Raw genomic sequence first — 22,999 nt, 5'->3', positions numbered from 1 at the left:
CGCGGGGATCCGCCCCTGCGCGGCCGATTCACCGCCGACAGGCCGCCGGAGTGGCGAAAGGCCGCACGAAGGACGCCCCTCGCGCGGCCCGGCCGGGTCAGCTCGCCCAGCGGTGCGTGTGATCCGCCGAGGCGGCGGCGACGGATCCCCGGCTCACGAGGTCGGCGATGCGCTGCGCATCATCGAGGTCGAGGCACGAGGCGCGCCCCGTCACGGGCCCGGGAACGGTGTGCAGCACGAGCGCGGCGAGGCGCTGCGATCGCGCGAACACGCCCTGGCGGAGCGAGACGCCCTGCAGGCGCGCGAGCGGGAAGAGCGCGAGGCGGCGCGAGAACAGCCCGCGCCGCAGCAGCACGCCGAAGCCCGTCACCCGCACACCGCGACGACGTCGGGCGAAAGGGTGCCAGATCCACGCGCGGCGCGGCGCGATCGTGAACGGGTCGTCGCGCTTCGGCCCCTGGATCCCGTGCTCCCAGGCGAAGAGCGCGTCGCCCGCGGGCGCGTCGGGCATGAGGAGCTCGACCACGCGCTCGACGTCGGCGCGCTTTCCGACGGGCAGCACCGTCGCGGCGGCCTGCTGCTGGCTGTTCGCCTGCTGCGCCGCCGACTGCGATCCCATGCGGTTGATCCGCACCGTCCACCAGCCGAACGGGCGCCAGAGGAGGCTCTGCGTGATCTCGACGGCGTGCACGCGCCCCGGCGGGATCGTGCGCGACACCGTCGTGAGCAGGCCGCCCGAGATCCGCACGCCGTCGGGCGTCGGGGCGATCGAGTAGCGGAAGCCCTTCGAGAGCGCCGACCACACGATCGCGAACACCGCGATGAACATGGGGATCCCCGACGCGAACCCCGCGCCGGCCATGATGATCCACCGCTCGGGGCCGTTCTCGAACAGCAGGATCGGCAGGATGACGGCGCAGAGGAGGATCGCCAGGAAGAAGAGGATCCAGAGGATCGCCGACACGGCCTGCGATCCGATGAGCCGCAGGAGCGGGATCTTCACGACGCTCTCGGGCACGACGTCGTCGCGGTCGACGCCCTCGATGAGCCCCTGCACGCCGGCGCCCACGGCGCCCCGGATCCCGGCCGTGGCGACGCCGGCTGAGGCCGCGGGACCGCCGCGCTCCTGCGCCCGCGCGGCGCGCACGCCGGACGCGAGCTGGAGGATGTCGCGCCGCACGCTCTCGGCCTTGGAGGCGGTGAGGTACTCGAGGTCGACGCCCGCCCCGGATCCGGCGCCCTCGAGCCGCAGCTTCGCCATGCCGATGAGGCGCGCGGGGAACGGGCGCGTGAGGTCGACGCCCTGGAGCCGGTCGAGCGGGGCCTGCCGCTGCGAGCGGAAGACGATGCCCTTCTTGATCTCGACTCTCTCGCCCGTGATCCGGAACTGCTGGAACCGCCACACGGCCCAGTACCCGAGGACGAGGACGACCGCGACCACGAGGAGGGCGGCCGCGCCGAGCAGGAGGAGGTTCTGCGCGACGAGCCAGTCGAGCCCCATCGAGACGGGGTCGTTGGATTCGGCGCTGATCGCCTCTTCGACCTCGTGGGGCGCGAAGATCCCGATCGCGAGGTAGATGAGGCGGTCGCGCATGTTCGCGATCACGATGCCGAGCACGATGATCAGGACGAGCCCGCCCTTGAACAGCGGGGTCAGCGGGTGCAGGCGGTGCCACTCGCCGTCGGCGAGGTTCGAGGATCCGCCGTCGGCGAGCAGGCGCGCGACGCGCGAGGCCGGGTGCTCGGCGGGGGCGTTCTCGCTCACAGGCCGGTCCGACGGGTCTCGGCGACCTCGATCAGCGTGTCGCGCAGGGCGTCGGCCGCCTTCTGCGACAGGCCGGGGATCTCGACGCCCGTCGACGCGGCGGCCGTGACCATCTTGAGCTTCGCGACGCCGAACAGGCGGTCGAGCGGGCCGTGCGTGATGTCGATCAGCTGCATGCGCCCGTAGGGCACCGCGACGACGCGCTGCCACATGATCCCGCGCCGGAAGACGATGTCGTCGCCCCGCAGCATGTATCCGAGGGCGCGCGCCTGGCGGGGCACGATGACGAGCGAGATCAGCTCGCCGAGGAGGACGACGCCTCCGGCGAGCCAAGGCCACCACTGCCCGGTCGTGGTCGCGACGACGTACATGACGACGGCCGTGACGACGAGCCCGATGACGCCCTGCAGGATCTGCGACGCGACGTACTTGCGCGAGATCTGGTGCCACGTTCCGTCGAGCGCGAGGCCGCGGCGGCGCGGCTCGCGGATCGCGGTGTAGGTGCCGTCGTCCAGCTGGGGCGGCGCGGCGACGGGCTCGGCCGCGGGCGGGAACTCGGGCTCGGTCACCCGCGGCGGCGCCGAGGGAGCCGGCGCGGCCGGGGGAACCGGCGGGCGCGGCGGGATCAGGGGTTCAGAACCCGGGCTCGGCTCCGTGCTCGGGGGCGTGGGGTTCTCGGTCATCGGGGTCCTTTGGCAGTGTGCAGAGGTGCTCGGCGATGAGCGCGAGGATCACGAGGATCATGCCCCCGATCGCCGACGCGATCACTTCCGCCATAGACCCTAACCCGGGCACGACCGGCCGCGTGAGGAGGTACACGAGCATTCCCGCCGCCACGCCGGCGACGACGGCGCCGACGATGCTCGACGCCTTCGCGAGGACCACGACCCGCACGGCACGGAACGGATCCACGAGCCGGTCGTCGCGCGTCACGGATCGGCGCACCTGCCACGCGAGGGTCAGCACCGCCGCGCCGAGGAGGACCGCGAGGAGCGGCAGCAGGATCGACGGGGTGAAGGTCGGGTGCCCCGAGCGCTCGAGGATGAGGTCGAGCACGAAGCCCGCCGCGATCGAGACGGCGCCCCAGACGACGAGCGTGACGGGCGAGGTGCGCTTCATCGGCCGAGCCCCGCGAGGAGGTCGGCGACGCGCCCGCGGCCCGGCAGAACGGCGTCGGGGTCGACCTCGAGCCACGGCGCGAGGACGAAGTCGCGCTCGTGCGCGCGCGGATGCGGGAGCGTGAGGTGCGGATCCGCCGACACGACGTCACCGTATGCGATGAGGTCGAGGTCGAGGGTGCGGTCACCCCACCGCTCGCGGCGGACGCGGCCGTGCCTGTCCTCGATCGCGTTCAGGTGCGCGAGGAGGACCGTCGGGGCGAGCCGGGTCGTCACGAGCGCGACCGCGTTGAGGTAACCGGGCTTCGAGGGGTCGGGCCCGTCGAGCGTCAGCGCGACCGACGCGATCGGGTCCGAGCACACGACGCGATCCGTGAGCGGCAGCGCCGCGAGCTCGGCGATCGCCTCGTCGAGCGTCGCCGCGGTGTCGCCCAGGTTGGCGCCGAGCGCGACGACGGCAGTGACGGGCTCGCGTTCGACGGCGGGGAGCGGCGTGCGGATCGGCTGTGCGAGGCTGCGGCTCATGCGGGGCCGCCCGTCCGGCGGCGGCGCACCGTGACCGAGACGTCGCGGAACTGCGCCGCGATCGGGGCGTGCGGCTTGTGCACCGTCACGTCGAGGCTCTCGATGCGCGCGTCCTCGAGCACGGCGTCGGCGATGCGGTGCGCGAGGGTCTCGATGAGGTTCACGGGATCGCCCTCGACGATCGCAACGACCTTCTCGGCGAGTTCGCCGTAGTGCACGGTGTCGGCGACGTCGTCCGAGGCCGCCGCGGTCGACGTGACGAGGCCGAGCCGCAGGTCGATCGCGAACTCCTGGCCGTTCTCGCGCTCGAAGTCGAAGACGCCGTGGTGGCCGAACGCGACGAGGCCCGTAAGCGTGATGTCGTCGGCGGTGCTCATGCGCTCTCCCATTCGCTGAGGACCGCGAGCGCGTCGCGCGTCGCGGCGGGGTCGTGCACGCGCACGCCCCACGCCCCCGCCTGCGCAGCGAGCACGCTCGTGACGGCGGTCGCGCCGTCGAGCCTCTCGCGCGAGGGATCGGCGCCGAGCGCGCGGCCGAGGAAGCGCTTGCGCGACGTTCCGACGAGCACCCGGAACCCGAGGCCCGTCACGGCGCTGAGCCCGCGGAGCATGCGCCAGTTCTGCGCGCCCGACTTCGCGAACCCGATCCCCGGATCCAGGATGATCCGTTCGGGCGCGATGCCGGCCGCGAGCGCCGCGTCGACGCGGTCGCCGAGCTCGGACGCGACCTCGGCGGCGATGTCGTCGTAGTCGGCCGCGGCGTACATGTCGGCCGACGGCCCGCGCCAGTGGCCGATCGCGTACTCGGCGCCCGAGGCGGCGACGACGCCCAGGATGCCGGGATCGGCGAGCCCGCCCGCGACGTCGTTGACGATGCGCGCCCCGGCGTCCACGGTCGCTGCGGCGACGTCGGCGCGATAGGTGTCGATGCTCACCGTGTGGCCGGCCGCGGCGAGCTCGCGGACGACGGGGACGACGCGGCGCAGCTCCTCGGCGGATCCGACGGGCTCGGATCCGGGGCGGGTCGACTCGCCGCCGACGTCGAGGATCGTCGCGCCCTGCGTCGCGAGGAGCAGCCCGTGCGCGATCGCGGCGTCGTGGTCGAAGTGCTCGCCGCCGTCGCTGAACGAGTCGGGGGTCACGTTGACGACTCCCATGATCTCGGTCACGCGTCGCGTCCCGTCACTCCGGGGCCCGTGGCCTGGTTCTGCACGCCGAGGATCACGTGCGCGGCCAGCTCGGCCCGCGCGGCGTCGGTCGCGAGCTCGCCGCGCGCCGCGACCGTCACGGTCGTCGCGTCGGGGCGCTGCTCGCCGCGGTCGCGCAGACAGCCGTGGGCGGCGTCGAGCATGATCCAGACGCCGCGCGCGTCGAGCGCCGACGAGATCGCGTCGGCGACCTGCTCGCCGAGGCGCTCCTGGACCTGCGGTCGCGACGACGCGATGTCGAGGACGCGGGCGAGGGATCCGAGGCCCACGACCCGCTCCCCCGGCAGGTAGGCGATGTGCGCGCGCCCCTCGAACGGCAGGAGGTGGTGCTCGCACATCGAGCGGAACCGGATGTCGCGCACGAGCACGACGCCCGACGGGGTCGTGTCGGGCGCCGGGCCGCGCGAGACGTCGATCGTGCGGGCGAGCGGCTCGGCGGGGTCGCGGTCGATGCCGCCGAAGAGCTCCGTCGCGGCCGCGGCGACCCGCTCGGGCGTCTCGCGCAGGCCGGGGCGGTCGGGGTCCTCCCCGATCGCGAGCAGCAGTTCGCGGGTCAGCTCGGCGACCCGGCGGGCGTCGACGGCCATGGGATCAGGCGGTGGCGGGTCGCGTGATGCCGCCCGTCGCCGTGCCGGGGCGGGTGATGGGCTCGGTCGCCGACTGGGCGGCGATCCCGCTCTCGGCGGCCTTGCGCTTCGGCATCTCGATCGGGGGCAGCGCCGAGACGGGACGCTCGCTGCTCGAGAGCCACTGCGGGCGCTCGGGCAGCTTCTTCACGTCGGTGAAGATCTCGGCGATCTGCTTGTGGTCGAGCGTCTCCTTCTCGAGCAGCTCCTGCGCGAGGCGGTCGAGGACGTCGCGGTTCGCGTTCAGCACCTCGTAGGCCTCGTCGTGCGCGAGCTCGATGAGCGCGCGCACCTCGCGGTCGATCGTCTGAGCGACGGTCTCGGAGTAGTCGCGCCCGTGGCCCATGTCGCGGCCCATGAACATCTCGCCCGACGAGCCCGACATCTTGACGGGGCCGACGGCCGAGGTCATGCCGTACTCGGTGACCATGCGGCGCGCGATGTCGGTCGCCTTCTCGATGTCGTTCGAGGCGCCGCTCGTGGGGTCGTGGAACACGATCTCCTCGGCGACGCGGCCGCCCATCGCATACGCGAGCTGATCCTGCAGCTCGTTGCGCGTGACGGAGAACTTGTCGTCCACCGGCAGCACCATCGTGTAGCCGAGGGCCTTGCCGCGCGGCAGGATCGTGATCTTCGTGACGGGATCCGAGTGGTTCATCGCCGCCGCCGCGAGCGCGTGGCCGCCCTCGTGGTAGGCCGTGATGAGCTTCTCCTTGTCCTTCATCACGCGGGTGCGGCGCTGGGGCCCGGCGATGACCCGGTCGATCGCCTCGTCGAGCGCGCGGTCGTCGATCAGCTGCGCGTGCGAGCGCGCCGTGAGCAGCGCGGCCTCGTTGAGGACGTTCGCGAGGTCGGCGCCCGAGAAGCCGGGCGTCTTGCGGGCGACGTCGTCGAGGTCGACGTTGTCGGCGAGCGGCTTGCCGCGGCCGTGGACCTTGAGGATCTGGAGGCGACCCGCGAAGTCGGGGGCGTCGACGCCGATCTGTCGGTCGAATCGGCCCGGGCGCAGGAGCGCGGGGTCGAGGATGTCGGGGCGGTTCGTCGCCGCGATGACGATGACGTTCGCCTTGGGGTCGAAGCCGTCCATCTCGACGAGCATCTGGTTGAGCGTCTGCTCGCGCTCGTCGTGGCCGCCGCCCATGCCGGCGCCGCGGTGGCGGCCGACGGCGTCGATCTCGTCGATGAAGATGATCGCCGGCGACGACTCCTTGGCCTGGTTGAAGAGGTCGCGCACGCGGCTCGCGCCGACGCCGACGAACATCTCGACGAAGTCGGATCCCGAGATCGGGAAGAAGGGCACGCCGGCCTCGCCTGCAACGGCGCGCGCGAGGAGGGTCTTGCCCGTCCCGGGAGGGCCGTACAGGAGGACGCCCTTCGGGATGCGCGCGCCGAGCGCCTGGAAGCGGGAGGGATCCGCGAGGAACTCCTTGATCTCCTGCAGCTCCTCGACGGCCTCGTCGGCGCCCGCGACGTCGGCGAACGTGACGTCGGGGTTCTCCTTCTGCACGTTCTTCGTGCGCGACTTGCCGAACTGGCCGATGCGGCCGCCGCCCTGCGCGCTCGACATGAGGAACCAGAAGAGCAGGCCCAGGAGCACGACGGGGATGAGGATCGACAGGAGGCTCGAGAAGATCGACGCCTGCGGGACGTCGACGTCGTACCCGTCGGACGGATCGGCCGCCTGGACCGCCTGGACGATGTCGTCGCCCATCGCCCCGAGGTAGTAGAACTGCACGTTCTCACTGCCCTCGTAGGCCGTGTCGAGCGTGAGGTCGACGCGCTGGTTGCCGTCGGTCACGGTCGCCTGGGTCACGGTCCCGCCGGAGAGCAGGTCGAGCCCCTCCTGCGTCGTGATCTGCTTCGGGCCGCCGAAGCTCGAGATGAGCGCGAATCCCGCGATGATCAGCACGCCGATCAGCAGCACGTAGATCAGCGGATTGCGAGCGATCTTCTTGACGTTCATGGTGCGGGAAGCCCCGACTCCTCCTGATGGTCACGCACGCGGGCACGACCCGCGATTCAGATCAGGCTACCTGTGGGTCGCCAGCGGCGGCCCGGGGATTCGCGCAGGGCGAATCAGATGATGGGTCAGCTGTAAACGTGGGGCGCGAGGACCGCGACGTCGCGCAGCCCGCGGTAGCGCTCGGCGTAGTCGAGGCCGTAGCCCACGACGAAGTCGCTGGGGATGTCGAATCCGACGTACTTCGCGTCGATCTCGACCTTCATCGCGTCGGGCTTGCGCAGGAGCGCGCACACCTCGAGCGAGGCGACGCCGCGCGTGCGGAAGTGCTCGAGCAGCCAGTTGAGCGTGAGCCCCGAGTCGATGATGTCCTCGACGACGAGCACGTGGCGCCCCTCGAGCGGGGTGTCGAGGTCCTTGCGGATCTGCACGACGCCGCTCGACTTCGTCGACGATCCGTAGCTCGAGACGGCCATCCAGTCCATCGGGGCGTCGATCGTGAGGTGTCGCGCGAGGTCGGCCATGACCATGACGGCGCCCTTGAGGACGCCCACGAGCAGGACGTCCTTGCCCGCGTAGTCAGCGTCGATCCGAGCGCCCAGCTCGTCGAGCTTGTCGTGGATCTGCTCCTCGGTCACGAGGATGCGGTCGAGGTCGCCGGCGATGTCGGAAGCACGCATAGGTCGAGACTAATTGGGCGAGGCCGTGAACACGATGCGGGTTCCGATGCGCGCCGCCGAGCAGCCCGGGAGGTCGATGGGGCCCTGGCCGCGCCAGTCGGTCACGAGGCGGGCGACCTCGAGGGTCTGCGCGCGCGTGAGGACGGCGTCGAACTCGCTCTGGGCGACGTGGCGGATGACGCGGTTGCGCACGGCGGCGGGGTTCGCGGCGAGCGCCGGAACCGAGACCGCGATGCCCGCCTCGGCCGGCTCGCAGATGTCCTCGATCGTCTCGTCGATCATGTCGGCGAACGCCTCGTTGTCCTCGCGCAGCTGCTCGGCTGTGCGCGCGAGCGCCTCGGCGACGCCGGGTCCGAGCTCGCGCTCGAGGACGGGGAGCACCCGGTCGCGCACCCGGACGCGCGCGAAGCGCAGGTCGGCGTTCTGGGGATCCGCCCACGCTTCGAGGCCCGCCGCGGCGCAGAAGGCGCGCGTCTCGTCGCGCCGCAGCCCGAGGAGGGGGCGGATCCAGGCGAGCCCCGCGTCGTCGATCCGCGCGGGAGCCATGCCCTGGAGGCTGCCCGCGCCGGATCCGCGGGCGAGCCCGAGGAGGACGGTCTCGGCCTGATCGTCGAGCGTGTGTCCGACGAGCACGGCGACGGCTCCGATCTCGTGCGCCGCGTCGCGCAGCGCCGCGTAGCGGGCGTCGCGCGCCGCGGCCTCCGGCCCGCCGTCGGATCCGACCTCGACGCGGATCACGCGGGCGCCGAGGCCGAGATCGCGCGCCTGCGCCGCCGCGCGCTCCGCCTGATCCGCCGACCCCGCCTGCAGGCCGTGGTCGATCGTCACGGCGTGCGCGTCGCGCCCGAGCTTCGGCGCCTCGAACGCGGCGGCCGCCGCGAGGGCGAGGGAATCGGCGCCGCCCGAGAGCGCGACCACGACGGGTCCCGGGGTCTCGAGCGCGGCGAGCGCGGAGCGGACGGCGCGGCGGGCGCTGGCGATGGCAGGGTCGAGCACCCGTCAATCGTAGGCTTCGCCCGGTAGGGTGATCCGGCAGTCTCCACCGACAACTGAGGAGTTCCCATGGGCGCTTACGACGCCGTCATCGAGATCCCGCGCGGCAGCCGCGTCAAGTACGAGGTCGACCACGGCACGGGCCGCGTGTTCCTCGACCGCGTGCTGTTCACGACGTTCGGCTACCCCACCGACTACGGGTTCTTCGAGAACACGCTCGGCGAGGACGGCGACCCGCTCGACGTGCTCGTCGTCATGGACTACTCGGTGTACCCGGGCGTCGGCGCCAAGGTCCGCCCCGTCGGCGTGCTCAAGATGAGCGACGAGGCCGGCGGCGACGACAAGGTCATCGCGGTCCTCGCGAAGGACCCGCGCTGGGACCACATCCAGGACGTCGAGGACCTCCCGGAGTACAGCCGCAAGGAGATCGCGCACTTCTTCGAGCACTACAAGGACCTCGAGCCGGGCAAGTGGGTCAAGGTCGACGAGTGGGGCGACGCCGCCGAGGCCGAGCGCATCGTGACCGAGGCGTTCGAGCGCTTCGAGGCCGCCGAGGGCGAGACGAAGACGCAGGGCGAGGGCGAGATCCCCAACACCCGCGCCTGATCGTGCATACGCAGAGGCCCCGGTCGGATCCCGACCGGGGCCTCTCTCCGTCTCTGGTCAGAGCGAGACGCCGACGCCCGCCATGTAGGTCATGGGGTTCGTCGTCGCACCGTTGAGGTAGACCTCGAAGTGGCAGTGGCAGCCGAACGAGTTGCCGGTGTTGCCCTCGTAGGCGATGACCTGCCCGGCGCTGACCGACTGGCCGACGCCGACGAGGATCCCGCCGTTGACGATGTGGCCGTACCCGGTGCCGACGCCGTCGCCGTTGTCGATGCGCACGTAGTTGCCATAGCCGCCATAGGGGCCCGCGATCGAGACCGTGCCGGAGTGGGCCGCGAGGATCGCGGTTCCGCAGCCCTCGGCGAGGTCGACGCCCGCGTGGAACGAGCTCGAGCAGTACGAGGATCCGCAGATCTGGGTGCGGTAGCCGTAGCCGGAGGTGATCGAGGCGCCCGGGTGCGGGTGCACCCACCCGGATCCGCCCGTCGAGGGCGTCGAGACCACGGGAGCCGAGGGCGTCGAGGTTCCTGTGCCGGTCGACGAGGGCTCCGGCTGGGCCGCCGCGGCCGCCGCCGCGGCCTCCTCGGCGGCCTTGCGTGCGGCCTCGGCCTGGCGCGCGGCCTCCTCGGCGGCCTTCTTGCGGCGCTCCTCCTCGAGGCGGCGTTGCTCCTCCTCGTAGGCCTTCTTCTGCTCGACGCCGTCCTGGTACTCGGCGACGGTCTTCGACGTCGTGTCCTTCAGCGCGGCGAGCTGCTGCTGCAGGACGATCAGGTAGTCCTCCTGGTCGGCGAGCGCCTGCTCGGCGGCGGCCTGCGCGGCCTGCGCCTCCTCGAGCTTCTGCTGCGCGATCTTCTGCAGGCGGTCGCGCTCTGTGCGGGCGTCGGCGGCCTGGTTCGACAGCTGCTGGGCCGAGTCGCGCGCCGAGGCTGCGTCGGCGTAGATCGACTGGTTGCGCTCGGCGAGCTTGTCCATCTGGCCGAGCTTCGACAGCAGCTCGTCGGCGTCTCCGGCCGAGTCGGCGAAGAGCAGCTCGTACGACGTGCTGTCGCCGCCCGAGCGCGAGAGCGCCGTCGCGACCTTGGCCGCCGCGGTCGCCGCCTCGTCGGCCTTCTTCGACTGCTCGTCGGCCTGCGACTGCAGCTCGTCGGCGCGGTAGGCGGCCTCGAGGTACTCCTGCTGGGCCGCGTAGTACGCGTCGCCCGCGTCCTGAGCAGCCTGCTGGGCCGCGGCGACCGAGGCCTGGAGCTCCGAGATGAGGCCCTCGATGCGGGTGATCTCGGACGCCTTGGTCGACTCGTTCGACCGCGCCTGCTCGACGTCGGCCCACGTGGGGTAGTCGGAGGGGTCGTAGGTGATCGCGGCGTACGCGCTGCTGCTGTGCGAGACGGTGCCGAGCACGGCCACGGTCGCGACGGCGACGGCTCCCGCCGCCAGCGCGCCGCGGCGCGAGATCGGGCGCCACATCACGCGCTTCTCGTCGCCGGTGGGCGCGCAGTCGCAGACCTCGGGGTCGCTGGGCGCGCTCGCGCGCGTGAGAAGGGGAGTTTTCACACGTGTCACAGTAACAACACCTTCCCCATGCGCAACGTGAATGACGGGATCCATCCCCGGGCCGACCGGACACGACGCCGCCAGCATCTCACCCCGACACGCCCGAAGCGCGCACGACACGCGCCCGTTTTGCGATTCGACCGCGGGCATGCGTAAGCTAGGAGGGTTGGTTCGTGAGCCCCCGAGGTTCGCCCGGCCCCATCGTTTAGCGGCCTAGGACGCTGGCCTTTCACGCCGGTAGCACGGGTTCGAATCCCGTTGGGGTCACATCAGCTGATATAATTGAAAATCGTGCGTCAAGCACATCATGGCCCTGTAGCGCAGTTGGTTAGCGTGCCGCCCTGTCACGGCGGAGGTCGCGGGTTCAAGTCCCGTCAGGGTCGCTCCAAGCGACGGGCCTTCTCTTCGAGGAGGCCTTTCGCGTCGGATGCGGCATAAGCCGTACGGCTCTGTAGCTCAGTTGGTAGAGCGTTCGACTGAAAATCGAAAGGTCACCGGATCGACGCCGGTCGGAGCCACTGAACCCCCGCGTAGCTTCTACATCGCGGGGGTTCTTCTCTGCCCGCGAGCGGGTCACTCCTCGCGGATGCTGACCGCCCGCCAACCCTCGGGGATCCCCGCGAGGAGCGCCTGCTTGTCGTCGCCCGTGATCTCGCGGGACCCGACGCGGCGCGCGACGCCACGGGCCGTGCTTGCCGTGAAGTGCGTCAGCACGAAGCCGTCCGGCACCTTCGCGTGAAGCCCGTCGAGGATGTCCTGCAGCGCCACGGCCTTCTCGGTCTCGATCTCGATGGTCTCGGAGGGCTGGAGCACGACGACATACGACACCCCTCGAGCGTAGGTCACGCGCTCCTCAGCCGGTCGAGGAACGCGCGGACGACGGGGGCCGCGGCCGGGCGCGTGATCGCGTTCAGCTCCCACGGGATCGCGGCGCGCAGCGGGACCACAGCCGTCTCGTCCGCCTGCTGCACGAGCAGGTCCGGAAGCAGCGCGACGCCGAGGCCGGCCGCGACGCAGTGCGGGATGGATCCGACCTCGCCCACCTCGGTCGCGACATCGCGCACGGCGCCCCGCGCGGCGAGCGCCGCGTCGAGCATCGCCCGGTTGCCGTAGCCCTGCGGGGTGTCAACGAAGCGCTCGTCGATGATGTCGTCGATGTCGATCTCGCGGCGCCCCGCGAGCCGGTGATCGCGGGGCAGGACCGCGACGAACGACGCGACCGCGAGCGGGTGCACGTCGAGCCCCGGGGCGGCCGAGGCCGGCAGGCCGAACAGGGCGATGTCGAGGCGGCCGCGGCGCACGTCCTCGGCGAGCCCCGCGGATCCCGTCGCCGACGGCCGAAGGCGCATGTCGACGAGGGGGTGAGCGGCGTGGAAGTCGCCGATGACCCGCGGGAAGTCGAGGTAGCCGAGATTCGCGAAGATCCCGATCCGCAGGAGCCCGCGGAGGGATCCCTCGGCGTCTGCCGCCGTGCGCACCCGGTCCTGGGCCGCGAGGAGGTCGCGGAGCGCCGGCAGGACCTGCTCCCCCGCCGCCGACAGCCGCACGCCGCGGCGGTCGCGCTCGAACAGCTCGATGCCGAGGTCGGCCTCGAGCGCGCGGACCCCCGCCGAGACCGTCGACTGCACCGCGAAGACCCGGGCGGCCGCCCGCGTGAAGCTCAGCTCCTCCGCGACCGCGACCGCGTACTCGACCTGCCTCGTGTCCACGCCCTGATCGTATCGGTCGATCACAGATATCCGAATCATTCGTCGGACACGATCACGGATCTGGCGGAACCTGGATCCATGACGATCACCGAGCGCTCCGCCCCCGCGCGCAGCGGGCTGCTGCCCCACGGCCCCGGCTTCTGGATCATCGCCGCCGCGTTCCTCACGGCGATGGCATTCAGCACCGTGCCGACCCCGATCTACGCGATCTATCAGCAGCGCGACGGCTTCCCGACGATCGTCGTGACCGTGATCTTCGCCGTCTACGCCGTCGGCGTGATGCTGAGCCTGTACCTCGCGGGCCACGTGTCCGACTGGCTCGGGCGCCGGCGCGTGATCCTCGCGGCGCTCGCGCTCAACCTCCTCGCCGCGATCCTCTTCCTCGCGTGGGACGGCCTCGCGGGGCTGCTCGTCGCGCGATTCGTCAACGGACTCGGGATCGGCATCATCACCGCGACCGCGACGGCGCACCTCTCGGAACTCGGCGCCGAGACGGGCCGGTCGGGCGTGCGCTCGCAGATCGTGTCGACCTTCGCCAACCTCGGCGGTCTCTCGCTCGGCGCGCTCATCGCGGGCGTCCTCGTCACGACGGCGCCCGCGCCGACGACCACGCCCTACGTGGTCTTCGCGCTCCTCCTCGCCGTCGAGATCGTCCTCGTCGCGCTCGTCCCCGAGACGGTCGAGCACCGCGAGGAGCGCCCCGCCTACAGCCCGCAGCGCGTCGCGGTCCCCGCCGCGTCGCGCGGCGCGTATCTCGCGGCGGCCGCGGGGGCGTTCGCGGCGTTCGCCGTGTTCGGGACCTTCACGGGCCTGAGCTCGACCTTCCTCGTCGGGCTGCTCGGCGAGCACTCGCACCTGCTCGCGGGCGCCGCGCCGTTCATCGTCTTCATGGCGGCGTCGCTCGCCCAGATCGCGACCGTGCGCATGCCGATCCGAGCGCAGATGATCCTCGCGATCGTCGCGGCGGTCGCGGGCCTCGCGCTGATCTCCGCGGGGGCCGTCGCGGCCTCGCTCGCGCTCTTCCTCCTCGGCGGAGGCGCAGCGGGCGCGGGCGTCGGGATCCTCTTCCGCAGCGCGCTCGGCACCGCGGGCTCGCTTGCGGCGCCCGAGAAGCGCGGCGAGGCCCTCGCGGGGATCTTCCTCATCGGCTACGCCGGCATGACCTTCCCGCCGCTCCTCACCGCGGGAGCCCTCACGGTGTGGCCGATCGTGCCCGTGCTCGTGGGTCTCTCGGCGGCCGTCGCGGTCCTCGTCGTCGTGGCGGGATCGCGCCTGCTGCGCGGCTGACCCGGCCGTCCGCGAGGGTCAGGCCGCCGCGGCCCCCGCGTGTAGGCGACATCGCGCCGCCTCACCGCAGGAGGCGCAGAGCACGGCGCGCGACTGGCACGACGGACCCGCGCAGTTGACCATGCGGGTCTCGGGCTCGCCGCACGACACGCAGCGCCCGATCGTCTCGGCGCCGGATCCGAACGTCACCTGCTCGCGCCCGTCGAAGACGTAGAGGGATCCCTCCCACAGCCCGCTGTTGCCGAAGGTCTCGCCGTAGCGGACGATGCCGCCGTCGAGCTGGTACACCTCGCCGAAGCCGCGCGCCGTCATGAGGCTCGAGAGCACCTCGCAGCGGACCCCGCCCGTGCAGTAGGTCACGACGGGACGGCCCTTGAGGTGGTCGTAGGCGCCCGAATCGAGCTCCTCGATGAAGTCGCGGGTCGTCTCGGTGTTCGGGACGACGGCGCCGCGGAAGCGCCCGATCTCGGCCTCGAACGCGTTGCGTCCGTCGAAGAACACGACGTCGTCGCGCTCCTCCACGAGCCGGTGCAGGTCGCCCGGGCCGAGCCGCGCGCCGCCGCCCACGACGCCCGCCTCGTCGACCTGCAGCTCCTCGGTCGCGCCGAACGACACGATCTCGTCGCGCACCCGCACGCTGAGGCGCGGGAAGTCGAGGCTCATCCCCTCGTCGTCGAGCCCCGTGCCCGACGACCACTTGATGTCGAGATCGCGGAACGACTCGTACTGCTTCGTGCGCCGCACGTACTTCTTGAGCGATGCCATGTCGCCGCCGAGCGTGCCGTTGAGGCCGTGCTCCGAGATGAGGATCCGCCCGCGCAGGCCGAGCAGCTCGGCGAGGTCGCGCTGCCACAGCCGGATCGCCTCGGGATCGGCGAGCGGCGTGAACACGTAGTAGAGGAGGATCTTCGCGGGCACGGATCCAGCGTAGGCACTCACTCCTGTGACGTGATGCGGACGGCGGAGGCCCACTCCTCGACCCAGCCCGGCAGCTCGAGGTGCTCGGGCTCCCCTCCCGCGAGCGCGAAGAGGTCGTCGAGTGGCACGGTCCCGCCCTCGGTGCGCAGGAAGCGCGCCTGGATCGTCGCGCGCGCGATGAGCGTCGCCCCGCGGCGGAACTCCTGCTGCATGTAGACCGAGCGGCCGTCGTGGCCGAGGACCCGCGTCGTGATGTCGAACTTCTGCCACAGGGTCAGCGAGCGCTTGTAGGTGATCGTCTGCGCCGCGACGACCGAGTACCAGCCGCGCTCCTGCACCTTCTGCCAGAACCCGGACCGCATCATGAGGTCAGTGCGGCCGAGGTCGAGGAGCGTCAGGTACCGCCCGTTGTTCATGTGCCGCAGGACGTCGAGGTCGTTGGGAAGCACCCGGAACGAGACGCGCCCCTCGTCCCAGAGCGAGAGCGGCCGCGCGCGGCGCGTGCGGATCCACAGGAGGAGCATGCGCAGGTAGAGATTCACGAGCCCGAGTGAATCACCGGCGCCGCGCCGGCGCACATCGCTTGTGGGAAGGTCACACAGCGCGGTCGCGCGCGGGCTGATCCTGCTCCGCGGCGGAGCGCGCGCGTTCCTTGCGGGGCGCGTAGACGACGAGCGAGTGGAACGTGAAGCGGACGAGGAACGCGACGGCGAGCGTGATCGCGGTCGCGACGGCGCTCGACATGCCCAGCCGCTCGACGAGCAGGACCATGATGGGGATCCGGATCGCCGACTCGACGTTGTTGAACACGAACGACGAGACGAAGCGTCGCCAGAAGCCGCGCGCGTTCTCGCGCATGTCGCGGAACACCCAGTGCTCGGCCGCGAGGAAGTTCGCCACGATCGTGACCTCGGCCGCGATGACCGCCGCGACGATGTACTCGACGTGCGCCTCGGTGAGCAGCCACACGATCGCGACGTTCGCGACGGCGCCGAGCGCGCCGATGAGGGCGAAGCCGCTCATCTTGCCGAAGCGCAGCAGTGCGAGCTGCTGGATGAAGTGGAGGCCCTGGCGGAACGACGCCTTCGATGCGCCGGCGAAGCGGTCGGCGAACTCGAACGGGACCTCGGCGACGCGCAGCGGGCTGCGCACGAGGATCTCGAGGAGGATCTTGAAGCCGCGCGGCTTGAGGGTCGCGAGGTCGATGCGGGTGCGGTCGACGCCGAAGAAGCCCGTCATGGGATCCGTCACCTGGCGGAGGCGCACGGGGAACATCGCGTGCGTCACGAGGGTCGAGGCGCGCGAGACGAGGTGCCGCGACGCGTCGGCGAGGCCCGTCGCGCTCCCTCCCCCGACGTAGCGCGAGCCCGGCACGATGTCGACGTCGCCCTCGGCCAGGCGATCGACGATCTCGGGGATCTTCTCGGGCGGGTGCTGCAGGTCGCCGTCCATGACGACGCAGACGTCGGACCGCGCGGCTCGGAAGCCCTCGACCACGGCGCCGCCGAGTCCGGCGGTCGGGCGATCGCGGTGGATCATGCGGACGGGGATCGGGGCGTCGGACGCGACGCGCGCGATCTCGTCGTCGGTGCCGTCGTTCGAGTCGTCGACGAAGAGGATCTCGGCGCGGCGCCCCGCGAGGGCCGCGGCCGCGCGGCGCACGAGCTCGGCGACGTTGCCGCGTTCGTTGAACGTCGGCACGACGACCGTCACGTCGACTGCAGGCTGCTCCCCCGAACGCATGCCGTCTATCGTCGCATGCCCCGGTGAGCGGGCCGCGCCTGGCCCCTGGAGGTGGAATACCCTATGGGGTATGACGAACGACACGATCACGATGTTCGGCGCCGAGTGGTGCCGCGACTGCCGCCGCACCAAGGCCCAGCTCGACGAGCTCGGCGTCGAATACACCTACGTCGACCTCGAGGCCGACCCCGCCGCCGCCGACGTGGCGAAGGAGATCTCGGGCCGCACGAACATCCCCGTCGTCGTCTACCCCGACTCCTCGCACCACGTCGAGCCGTCGAACGCCGACGTCGAGTCGAAGCTGCGCGAGCTCTCGCTCATCTGATCCCCGCGAAGAACCGGGCGGCCCCAGCCGGGTCCGCCCGGTTTTTCGCGCCCGCATACGGCAGGATGGAGGCGTGAACGAGCACGTCGAACAGGTCAGCAGCGCCGGCGAGATCTGGCGCACGCGCCCCGTGGGGTCGCGACTGGTCGGCATCGTGGTCGCACGCGAGGGGATGCCGTCGATCCACGATCAGCGCGAGCAGCTCACGAGCTTCGGCGTTCCGATCGCCGGCTTCCGCCACCCCGCCCCCAACGTCGTCGAGACGTGGGAGGAGCGCCTCACCCGGCTGTTCGGGCGGCTCGACAGCGGCGACGTCGTCGTCGTGACCGCGACGTGCGCGCTCGGACGCGACGCGGCGGAGGAGGCCCAGACGATCGCCGAGCTGGGCCGCCGCGGCATCATCATCAAGGTGCTCGAGCACGGCGCCCGCGGCGCCGAGAAGGCGAAGTAGGCCTCAGGCCAGGTCGACCCGCACGGTCCGCTCGCCGAGCACCAGCAGGTCGCCCGCCGCGAGCACGAAGGGCTCTCCGGGCGCGACCGCGAGCTCGGTCCGACCGCGCACCGCGATGACCCCGTTCGTCGACTCCCTGTCGACCAGGGTCGCGGCGTCCGCGTCGATCTCGAAGTGCGTCTTCGACATCGACAGGGTCGCATCGGGCACCGCGACGGGCCGCGCGTCGGGGGATCCCTCGGGGTTCCTCCCCACGACGACGCGGCCCGTGATCGTGGTCTCGGCGCCGTCGTCCCACGTGAGCGTGACGACGCCCTGAGCTTCTGCGGACTCCGGCATTCCGATCCCCTCTCCTCGACGGACGACGGGGATCACCCTAGGGCACCCAGGAATACCGGTAAACCCTCCAGGGGAGTCTCATCACACCCCCTCAGGCGCCGTCAGCCCTTCTTCGCCTTCTTCTCCGGCGTCGGGGCCGCGCCCGACGAACGGAGGTCGGCGTAGTAGGCGCGGGCCTCGTCCTGCCGCTGCTGCTCGACGCCCGACGCGATGGGCGCGCGCACGTGCTCGGGCGCGAAGCCGAACGCGTCGACGAGGTCCTGCGCGTGGTCGCGCAGCCGCAGGCAGAGCCGGTCGATGTAGCGGGAGACCGCCGAGGCGCGCTGGGCCGAGAGGCGCCCGTTCACGAGGTACCACGACAGGTTGCGCTCGATCACCGCCAGCCCGAAGAGGTCGCGCACCCAGGTGAGGACCGTGCGCGTGCCCTCGTCGCGGATCCCCGCGAGGGCGTCGCTGAACGCCTCCCACTGCAGCAGCTCGCCGTGCGCGCGGGCAGCCGCGAGCAGCTCGACCTGGTTGTCATTGAACGCCTGCTGTTGCTCGACCGCACTGAGCTTGCGCGACGCGTTGAGGCGCGTGCCCACGTCGGTCACCATCTGCTGCACGCGGTCGGCGAGCAGCTGGTGCTGGTCGTCGCCCCGCAGGCCGTGCTCGACGGAGCGGGCGGTGGATCCGAAGTCGGCGACCGCCTGCCCCAGCTGGCGCAGCCCCGCCCCGTGGAAGAACTTCGACGCGCCCTGGCGGGCCGCGTAGGCGGCGAGCTTCTTCGTGTCGGCTCCCTGGAACTGGCGGCCGAAGTCGCCGAGGAGGCGCTTCCCGACGAGCTGCAGCAGAACCGTGTTGTCGCCCTCGAAGGTCGCGTACACGTCGAAGTCGTGGTGCAGGCCGGTGAGCCGGTTCTCCGAGAGGAAGCCCTGACCGCCGCACGCCTCGCGCGACTCCTGGATCGTGCGCAGCGCGTGCCACGTCGACTGGGGCTTGAGCGCGGCCGCGAGGGTCTCGAGATCCTGGCGGTTCTCGTCGGTGTCGGCCGCGCCGCTGAAGACGCCGTCGAACTTCTGCAGCAGCTCCTCGTGCGCGAAGGCCTGCGCGTAGGTCTGTGCGAGAAGCGGCAGGAGGCGGCGCTGGTGGTTCGCGTAGTCGAGGAGCACGACCTCGCCACCTGACGCGCCGTCGAACTGGCGGCGCTGGTTGCCGTAGGTGACGGCGATCTTCAGCGCGAGCGCCGACGCCCAGGTCGCGGATCCGTCGAGCGAGACGCGGCCCTGCACGAGCGCGCCGAGCATCGTGAAGAAGCGACGCCCGGGGCTCGCGATGGGGCTCGAGTAGGTGCCGTCGGGCGCGACGTCGCCGTAGCGGTTGAGGAGGTTCTCGCGCGGGATGCGCACGTCGTCGAACGCGAGACGCCCGTTGTCGATGCCGTTGAGCCCGCCCTTGGGGCCATCGTCCTCGCTGGTGATCCCGGGGAGGTTCTCGCCGTCCTCGTCGCGGATCGGCACGAAGAAGCAATGCACGCCGTAGTCGACGCCGCCCGTGATGAGGTGTGCGAACACCGTCGCGGCGCGGCCGTGCTTCGCGGCGTTGCCGAGGTAGTCCTTGTACGCCCCGCGGAACGGGGTGCGGATCACGAACTCCTCGGTCGCAGGGTCGTAGGTCGCGGTCGTCGCGATCGACTGCACGTCGGATCCGTGGCCCGTCTCGGTCATCGCGAAGGCGCCGGGCAGCTTCATCGCCATGCAGTCGCGCAGCCACCTGTCGTGGTGCTTCTTCGTGCCGAGCTGGAAGATCGCGCTCGTGAAGAGCCCCCACTGCACGCCGGCCTTGATCTGCAGGCTCGGGTCGGCGAGGCCGAGCTCCTCGAAGCCCGCGAGGTTGCCGCCCTGGGTGTCGCGACCGCCGTACTCGGCGGGGTACGCCCGCGCGCCCGCTCCGAGATCGGCGAGCTTCTTCAGCTGCTCGAGCACGCGCTCGCGGTGCTCGAGATAGGGCTGCCCCTCGATGCGCCAGAACGACTCGTCGCGGATCATCTCGCGCGCCTCGAGACGGATGTCACCCCACTTTCCGAGAAGCAGCGGGGTCAGGGCGCCCAGGTCGATGCGCGCTTCGGCGGCGTCGGTCTCGGCGGGGCGAACGGCGATGTCTGCCACGGGGATCCTCTCCACGGTGATGAGGTGGGTACGAGGCCGACGCTATGCCCGTCCACCCGGATCGCGCGGATCGTTTGTTCCCCTGCGACAATCACGCGGGGCTGGGGACGCCGTCTTCCTTGTCGATCGGCTCGCGACGATAGGCGGCCCGGATCCTGTCGGCCATGTGCCGCCACGTGCGGTCGCGGATGAAGATGAAGTCGATGCCGATCATGGCGAGCGAGAACCACGGCAGCCCCATGAGCACGCCGATGCCGATGTGGAAGCTCATGATGCCGATGAGCGCGAGGATGCGCGTCGGCCGTGTGAGCAGCATGAGCGGGAACGCGACCTGGATGATGATCGACCCCCAGCTCGCGATCGTGACGGCCGGGCCCCACGCGGTGACGAGGTCGCTCAGGGCGGGCCACGTGCCGAAGCGCTCGGTCATGAGCGGCGCGTAGACGGCGTCGCCCTCCTTCCACGGATCCCCTCCGGCCTTGTAAAGACCGCCCGAGGCGTAGACGAAGATGACCTGCGCCGTCATCGCGACGAGCACGAGGTTGTGCAGCAGGTTGCTGATCTCGCGCGGCAGGATCGTCGGGAAGCCCTTCTTCCTGCGGCGCCGCGCGTCGAGCGACCAGCGCGAAGCAGGGTCGGCGAACAGCAGCAGGAGCAGGACGATGCGGTACATGTTGTCGCCCTGGTCCCCCACCGCGTCGGTCATCTCGATGAAGCTGACCCACAGGACGAAGTAGACGGGGAGCACGATCTTCGTGCGCCAGCCGAGCGTGAAGGCGACGGCGAGGGCGAGGAGCAGGAGGTACAGCGCCGTGAAGAGCCCGTCGTCGAGGCGCACGCGGTCGAAGAGGCTGAAGAGCCAGATCTTCGGGAAGTCGCTCACGGGCTCCTGGGCCTCGCCGTTCCAGGCGGAGCCGGATCCGAAGGTGTAGAGCCGCGTGCCGAAGTTCGTGAGCAGCAGGCCGACGCCCGTGAGGCCGAAGAGGATCCGCGTGACCGCGAGCCCGTACTGCGACTTCTTGCTGTCGAGGAGCCATGACTCGCCCCACACGTACGCGCGGACGATGACGCCGATGACCGTGCGCCACACCTCGGCGACGAGCGAGCCGACCGCACGCGGCGTGCGCTTCAGGAGGTCGAGCGCCGCGTTCATCCGGCGGCCTCCATCCGCTCGTAGGTCGACCGGAAGACGTCGGCGAACGCCTCGTCCGACTGGCCGTCGTTGATCACGAGGCCCCGCCAGCCCGTCGGCGCGTACTGGATAGGGCGTTCCTCTGCGTCGGGATCGTGGCGCTCCTCGAACGGGATCACGTTCTGGCGGGTGGCCTGGAACTGCACGCGCTCGACGTCGTCGCCCCAGATCGCGAGCGCGACCTGCGTCGCGTACGCCGTCGCCCTGTGCTCCTGTTCGACGTAGGCGTCGACCGTCGACTGTTTCCCATCGCCGGCGGCATCGGTCAGAGCTGACGTCATCCGGGTGTCCCACTCGTCCTTGAAGTAGTTGAGATCGGAGATGTCCTTCTGCGCATCGTTCAAGTCGCTCCAGGCGTCCCGGAACTGGCTCGAGACGTCCTGCCCCACGATCCCCGCGCGCGGTGTGAACAGCTTGTAGCGGATCATCTGCAGCTCGACGTCGGTCGCGCTGACCCACTCGGTCTCCTCGCCGTCGACGATCGCCCTCACCTCGAAGCGGTAGTCGCCGTTGATCGGCTCAGGCGCGAACACGCTCCAGGACTGGCCGAACATCGGGAGCATGTATCCGGAGAGCATCTTCGCCGGCACGATCTCGCGAGCGGGCGAGTAGGGGGCGATCCAGAGGAAGGTCGCGAACACGTGCCACGCCGTGAAGATGACGGCTACCAGTGCAATCGTGCGGACCCACCATGGCCGTCGGCGCTTCAGCGGGGTTTCGTTGGTCACGTTGTCGAGTATCCCGTCCTGATGAGTTGTTTCTGTAACACGCACCGCGGTGGCGGCTCGGGAGTCCCCGAACCGCCACCGCGTTGTTTCGTCAGGCTTACCGGTGAACTGCACCGTTTCGGCCTCGGCGCGTCACTGCGAACAGCGCCGCACCCGCGAGCATCAGGATGATCGCGATGGGCACGATCGCACCGGCGGGACCACCGGTCGCGACGAGGTTTCCACCCGTGCCGTTCCCCGTGCCGTTGCTCGAGGCTCCGGTGCTGTCACTGCCGCCGTTGGAACCCGAACCGCCGGCTCCGGTCTGCTGCACGATGTCGAACGTCGCACGAAGAGGATCGTGGAGTTCGCCGTCCAGCTCGACGTAGTGCTCGCCGACCTCGTCGCTGTCGCGCAGGTTCCAGACGAAGGTGACGTCACCGTTCTCGTCTGCAGTCTGCGTACCGATCTCGTACGGGGTCGAGTGCATCGATGCCGTCACGAGCTCACCCGGGGTGAAGTCGTGACCGTATGCGATCTGCTCGGCGCCCGTTGCGAAGTAGCGCTCGTCGTGCTCGAGCTCGATCCACGGCTTGGTCACCGGGACCTCGCCTGACGTGCTCGCATCGGCGTTCGCGCTGGACCCGTCAGAGTCCGAATCGGCGCTGGCGTCGCTGGAGGCGTCGCTCGACGCGTCGGCGTTGGCGGCGGCAGCGGCGGTCGCCGCTCCGTCGCTTTCGGCCGTCGCGGTGCCCTCAGCGTTCGAGTCGCTCGACGAGTCGGCGTCCGAAGCGGCCGTCGCGGCGGCCTGGGCCGACGCGTTCGCCTCGCTCGAGACGTCGGTCGAGGAGTCGCTCGACGAGTCGGCGTTCGCGGCCGAAGCCGCGGCGGCCGTCGCGTCCGCATCCGACGCGGCCGAGGCCGTCGTCGAAGCGTCGGCGTTGGCAGCGGCCTGCGCGGCAGCCTGAGCGGCCGCGTTGCTCTCGTCGTCCGCGTTCGCCGACGCCGCAGCCGAAGCCGAAGCGTTGGCGTTCGAGTCGGCATCGGTGTCAGCGGCGGCGTCGGCCGTGGCCGTCGACCCGTTGACATCGCTGTCGGCATCGGCGTCCGCCGCGACATCAGCCGACGAGTCGTCGTCCGACGCAGCGGT

The 22,999-nt window shown here is 71.1% G+C and carries 24 protein-coding genes, 3 tRNA genes and 1 pseudogene; 7 read left to right on the top strand and 21 right to left on the bottom strand.

The window, feature by feature from the left end:
* Nucleotides 1-97: 97 nt before the first annotated feature.
* From H576_RS0113360 to tilS, 10 genes are all read right to left on the bottom strand, one after another.
* The gene (locus H576_RS0113360) at nucleotides 98-1,765 is read right to left on the bottom strand and encodes a PH domain-containing protein (protein WP_029151339.1); all 1,668 of its coding nucleotides are present in this window, start codon (nucleotides 1,763-1,765) and stop codon (nucleotides 98-100) included.
* The gene (locus tag H576_RS0113355; RefSeq protein WP_156888239.1) at nucleotides 1,762-2,334 is read right to left on the bottom strand and encodes a PH domain-containing protein; all 573 of its coding nucleotides are present in this window, start codon (nucleotides 2,332-2,334) and stop codon (nucleotides 1,762-1,764) included. The genes H576_RS0113360 and H576_RS0113355 overlap by 4 nt, the downstream gene beginning before the upstream one ends.
* A 64-nt stretch (nucleotides 2,335-2,398) precedes the next feature.
* Nucleotides 2,399-2,884 carry a DUF3180 domain-containing protein gene (locus tag H576_RS0113350; protein WP_029151337.1) on the bottom strand — a complete coding sequence of 162 codons (486 nt, stop codon included), beginning with the start codon at nucleotides 2,882-2,884 and terminating at the stop codon, nucleotides 2,399-2,401.
* Nucleotides 2,881-3,408: a 2-amino-4-hydroxy-6-hydroxymethyldihydropteridine diphosphokinase gene (folK, locus tag H576_RS0113345; protein ID WP_029151336.1), complete on the bottom strand. Its 528-nt coding sequence runs from the start codon at nucleotides 3,406-3,408 to the stop codon at nucleotides 2,881-2,883. Before folK ends, H576_RS0113350 begins: the two co-directional genes overlap by 4 nt.
* Entirely contained in the window at nucleotides 3,405-3,785 is a 381-nt protein-coding gene (gene folB, locus H576_RS0113340) for a dihydroneopterin aldolase (protein WP_029151335.1), read from the bottom strand. The genes folK and folB overlap by 4 nt, the downstream gene beginning before the upstream one ends.
* Entirely contained in the window at nucleotides 3,782-4,576 is a 795-nt protein-coding gene (gene folP, locus H576_RS0113335; protein WP_029151334.1) for a dihydropteroate synthase, read from the bottom strand. The genes folB and folP overlap by 4 nt, the downstream gene beginning before the upstream one ends.
* Nucleotides 4,573-5,202: a GTP cyclohydrolase I gene (gene folE, locus H576_RS15925; protein ID WP_051172795.1), complete on the bottom strand. Its 630-nt coding sequence runs from the start codon at nucleotides 5,200-5,202 to the stop codon at nucleotides 4,573-4,575. Before folE ends, folP begins: the two co-directional genes overlap by 4 nt.
* 4 nt (nucleotides 5,203-5,206) lie before the next feature.
* Nucleotides 5,207-7,204, bottom strand: a complete 1,998-nt coding sequence (ftsH, locus tag H576_RS0113325) for an ATP-dependent zinc metalloprotease FtsH (RefSeq protein WP_029151333.1) — start codon at nucleotides 7,202-7,204, stop codon at nucleotides 5,207-5,209.
* A 125-nt stretch (nucleotides 7,205-7,329) separates the two neighbouring features.
* On the bottom strand, nucleotides 7,330-7,881 hold the full coding sequence (hpt, locus tag H576_RS0113320) for a hypoxanthine phosphoribosyltransferase (RefSeq protein WP_029151332.1): 552 nt from the start codon (nucleotides 7,879-7,881) through the stop codon (nucleotides 7,330-7,332).
* 9 nt (nucleotides 7,882-7,890) lie between these two features.
* Complete coding sequence (tilS, locus tag H576_RS0113315) at nucleotides 7,891-8,877, bottom strand: tRNA lysidine(34) synthetase TilS (protein WP_029151331.1); 987 nt, start codon at nucleotides 8,875-8,877, stop codon at nucleotides 7,891-7,893.
* Between the two features lie 66 nt (nucleotides 8,878-8,943).
* On the opposite strand from tilS, the gene H576_RS0113310 reads away from it, so the two are divergent.
* Nucleotides 8,944-9,480, top strand: a complete 537-nt coding sequence (locus tag H576_RS0113310) for an inorganic diphosphatase (protein ID WP_029151330.1) — start codon at nucleotides 8,944-8,946, stop codon at nucleotides 9,478-9,480.
* A gap of 57 nt (nucleotides 9,481-9,537) precedes the next feature.
* Here H576_RS0113310 and H576_RS0113305 read toward each other — a convergent pair whose 3' ends face one another.
* The gene (locus H576_RS0113305) at nucleotides 9,538-11,031 is read right to left on the bottom strand and encodes a M23 family metallopeptidase (RefSeq protein ID WP_029151329.1); all 1,494 of its coding nucleotides are present in this window, start codon (nucleotides 11,029-11,031) and stop codon (nucleotides 9,538-9,540) included.
* 194 nt (nucleotides 11,032-11,225) lie between these two features.
* Between H576_RS0113305 and H576_RS0113300 the strand changes: the two genes are divergently transcribed.
* The 3 genes from H576_RS0113300 (at nucleotide 11,226) to H576_RS0113290 (ending at nucleotide 11,549) form a co-directional block, all read left to right on the top strand.
* Nucleotides 11,226-11,298: transfer RNA gene (locus tag H576_RS0113300), tRNA-Glu, on the top strand.
* 42 nt (nucleotides 11,299-11,340) lie between these two features.
* Nucleotides 11,341-11,414: transfer RNA gene (locus H576_RS0113295), tRNA-Asp, on the top strand.
* A gap of 62 nt (nucleotides 11,415-11,476) precedes the next feature.
* A tRNA-Phe gene (locus H576_RS0113290) sits at nucleotides 11,477-11,549 on the top strand.
* Between the two features lie 55 nt (nucleotides 11,550-11,604).
* On the opposite strand, the gene H576_RS0113285 is transcribed toward H576_RS0113290, so the two are convergent.
* Both H576_RS0113285 and H576_RS0113280 read right to left on the bottom strand, forming a co-directional pair.
* On the bottom strand, nucleotides 11,605-11,859 hold the full coding sequence (locus H576_RS0113285) for a hypothetical protein (RefSeq protein ID WP_029151328.1): 255 nt from the start codon (nucleotides 11,857-11,859) through the stop codon (nucleotides 11,605-11,607).
* Nucleotides 11,860-11,873: 14 nt separating this feature from the next.
* Complete coding sequence (locus H576_RS0113280) at nucleotides 11,874-12,740, bottom strand: LysR family transcriptional regulator (protein ID WP_029151327.1); 867 nt, start codon at nucleotides 12,738-12,740, stop codon at nucleotides 11,874-11,876.
* A 78-nt stretch (nucleotides 12,741-12,818) separates the two neighbouring features.
* Between H576_RS0113280 and H576_RS0113275 the strand changes: the two genes are divergently transcribed.
* Complete coding sequence (locus H576_RS0113275) at nucleotides 12,819-14,027, top strand: MFS transporter (RefSeq protein WP_029151326.1); 1,209 nt, start codon at nucleotides 12,819-12,821, stop codon at nucleotides 14,025-14,027.
* 18 nt (nucleotides 14,028-14,045) lie between these two features.
* Here the strand turns inward: H576_RS0113275 and trhO are convergent, their stop codons facing one another.
* Genes trhO through H576_RS0113260 form a run of 3 tightly spaced genes read right to left on the bottom strand, consistent with a single transcriptional unit; the run spans nucleotide 14,046 to nucleotide 16,688 of the window.
* On the bottom strand, nucleotides 14,046-14,945 hold the full coding sequence (trhO, locus tag H576_RS0113270; RefSeq protein ID WP_245559193.1) for an oxygen-dependent tRNA uridine(34) hydroxylase TrhO: 900 nt from the start codon (nucleotides 14,943-14,945) through the stop codon (nucleotides 14,046-14,048).
* A 17-nt stretch (nucleotides 14,946-14,962) separates the two neighbouring features.
* Nucleotides 14,963-15,487: an acyl-CoA thioesterase gene (locus H576_RS0113265; RefSeq protein WP_029151324.1), complete on the bottom strand. Its 525-nt coding sequence runs from the start codon at nucleotides 15,485-15,487 to the stop codon at nucleotides 14,963-14,965.
* 52 nt (nucleotides 15,488-15,539) lie between these two features.
* On the bottom strand, nucleotides 15,540-16,688 hold the full coding sequence (locus tag H576_RS0113260; protein WP_029151323.1) for a glycosyltransferase: 1,149 nt from the start codon (nucleotides 16,686-16,688) through the stop codon (nucleotides 15,540-15,542).
* 70 nt (nucleotides 16,689-16,758) lie between these two features.
* Between H576_RS0113260 and H576_RS0113255 the strand changes: the two genes are divergently transcribed.
* Both H576_RS0113255 and H576_RS15920 read left to right on the top strand, forming a co-directional pair.
* Entirely contained in the window at nucleotides 16,759-17,013 is a 255-nt protein-coding gene (locus H576_RS0113255) for a glutaredoxin family protein (RefSeq protein ID WP_029151322.1), read from the top strand.
* Nucleotides 17,014-17,086: 73 nt separating this feature from the next.
* On the top strand, nucleotides 17,087-17,464 hold the full coding sequence (locus tag H576_RS15920; RefSeq protein ID WP_051172793.1) for a recombinase family protein: 378 nt from the start codon (nucleotides 17,087-17,089) through the stop codon (nucleotides 17,462-17,464).
* Between the two features lie 3 nt (nucleotides 17,465-17,467).
* Here the strand turns inward: H576_RS15920 and H576_RS15915 are convergent, their stop codons facing one another.
* From H576_RS15915 to H576_RS16925, 5 genes and pseudogenes are all read right to left on the bottom strand, one after another.
* Nucleotides 17,468-17,803 (bottom strand): FHA domain-containing protein, encoded by a 336-nt coding sequence (locus tag H576_RS15915; RefSeq protein ID WP_051172791.1) that lies wholly within the window; start codon nucleotides 17,801-17,803, stop codon nucleotides 17,468-17,470.
* A gap of 101 nt (nucleotides 17,804-17,904) precedes the next feature.
* Nucleotides 17,905-19,950, bottom strand: coding sequence for an acyl-CoA dehydrogenase family protein (locus tag H576_RS0113240; RefSeq protein WP_029151321.1), 2,046 nt, complete (start codon nucleotides 19,948-19,950; stop codon nucleotides 17,905-17,907).
* Between the two features lie 91 nt (nucleotides 19,951-20,041).
* The gene (locus tag H576_RS0113235; protein ID WP_036321009.1) at nucleotides 20,042-21,103 is read right to left on the bottom strand and encodes an HTTM domain-containing protein; all 1,062 of its coding nucleotides are present in this window, start codon (nucleotides 21,101-21,103) and stop codon (nucleotides 20,042-20,044) included.
* Nucleotides 21,100-21,870, bottom strand: coding sequence for a DUF5819 family protein (locus H576_RS0113230; RefSeq protein WP_051172789.1), 771 nt, complete (start codon nucleotides 21,868-21,870; stop codon nucleotides 21,100-21,102). Before H576_RS0113230 ends, H576_RS0113235 begins: the two co-directional genes overlap by 4 nt.
* 97 nt (nucleotides 21,871-21,967) lie before the next feature.
* Nucleotides 21,968-22,999 (bottom strand): annotated as a pseudogene (locus tag H576_RS16925) (hypothetical protein); the annotation flags it as partial.

Source organism: Microbacterium indicum DSM 19969 (genome assembly GCF_000422385.1).
GTDB lineage: Bacteria > Actinomycetota > Actinomycetes > Actinomycetales > Microbacteriaceae > Microbacterium > Microbacterium indicum.
This window is presented reverse-complemented; position numbering and strand designations above follow the sequence as displayed.

What these genes read in the sequence shown, in the direction of transcription:
- H576_RS15915 (WP_051172791.1), bottom strand. Translation starts at nt 17,803, where the DNA reads ATGCCGGAGTCCGCAGAAGCTCAGGGCGTCGTCACGCTCACGTGGGAC.
- folK (WP_029151336.1), bottom strand. Translation starts at nt 3,408, where the DNA reads ATGAGCCGCAGCCTCGCACAGCCGATCCGCACGCCGCTCCCCGCCGTC.
- folB (WP_029151335.1), bottom strand. Translation starts at nt 3,785, where the DNA reads ATGAGCACCGCCGACGACATCACGCTTACGGGCCTCGTCGCGTTCGGC.
- ftsH (WP_029151333.1), bottom strand. Translation starts at nt 7,204, where the DNA reads ATGAACGTCAAGAAGATCGCTCGCAATCCGCTGATCTACGTGCTGCTG.
- H576_RS0113235 (WP_036321009.1), bottom strand. Translation starts at nt 21,103, where the DNA reads ATGAACGCGGCGCTCGACCTCCTGAAGCGCACGCCGCGTGCGGTCGGC.
- H576_RS0113260 (WP_029151323.1), bottom strand. Translation starts at nt 16,688, where the DNA reads ATGCGTTCGGGGGAGCAGCCTGCAGTCGACGTGACGGTCGTCGTGCCG.
- H576_RS0113275 (WP_029151326.1), top strand. Translation starts at nt 12,819, where the DNA reads ATGACGATCACCGAGCGCTCCGCCCCCGCGCGCAGCGGGCTGCTGCCC.
- H576_RS0113310 (WP_029151330.1), top strand. Translation starts at nt 8,944, where the DNA reads ATGGGCGCTTACGACGCCGTCATCGAGATCCCGCGCGGCAGCCGCGTC.
- hpt (WP_029151332.1), bottom strand. Translation starts at nt 7,881, where the DNA reads ATGCGTGCTTCCGACATCGCCGGCGACCTCGACCGCATCCTCGTGACC.
- H576_RS0113255 (WP_029151322.1), top strand. Translation starts at nt 16,759, where the DNA reads ATGACGAACGACACGATCACGATGTTCGGCGCCGAGTGGTGCCGCGAC.
- folE (WP_051172795.1), bottom strand. Translation starts at nt 5,202, where the DNA reads ATGGCCGTCGACGCCCGCCGGGTCGCCGAGCTGACCCGCGAACTGCTG.
- H576_RS0113350 (WP_029151337.1), bottom strand. Translation starts at nt 2,884, where the DNA reads ATGAAGCGCACCTCGCCCGTCACGCTCGTCGTCTGGGGCGCCGTCTCG.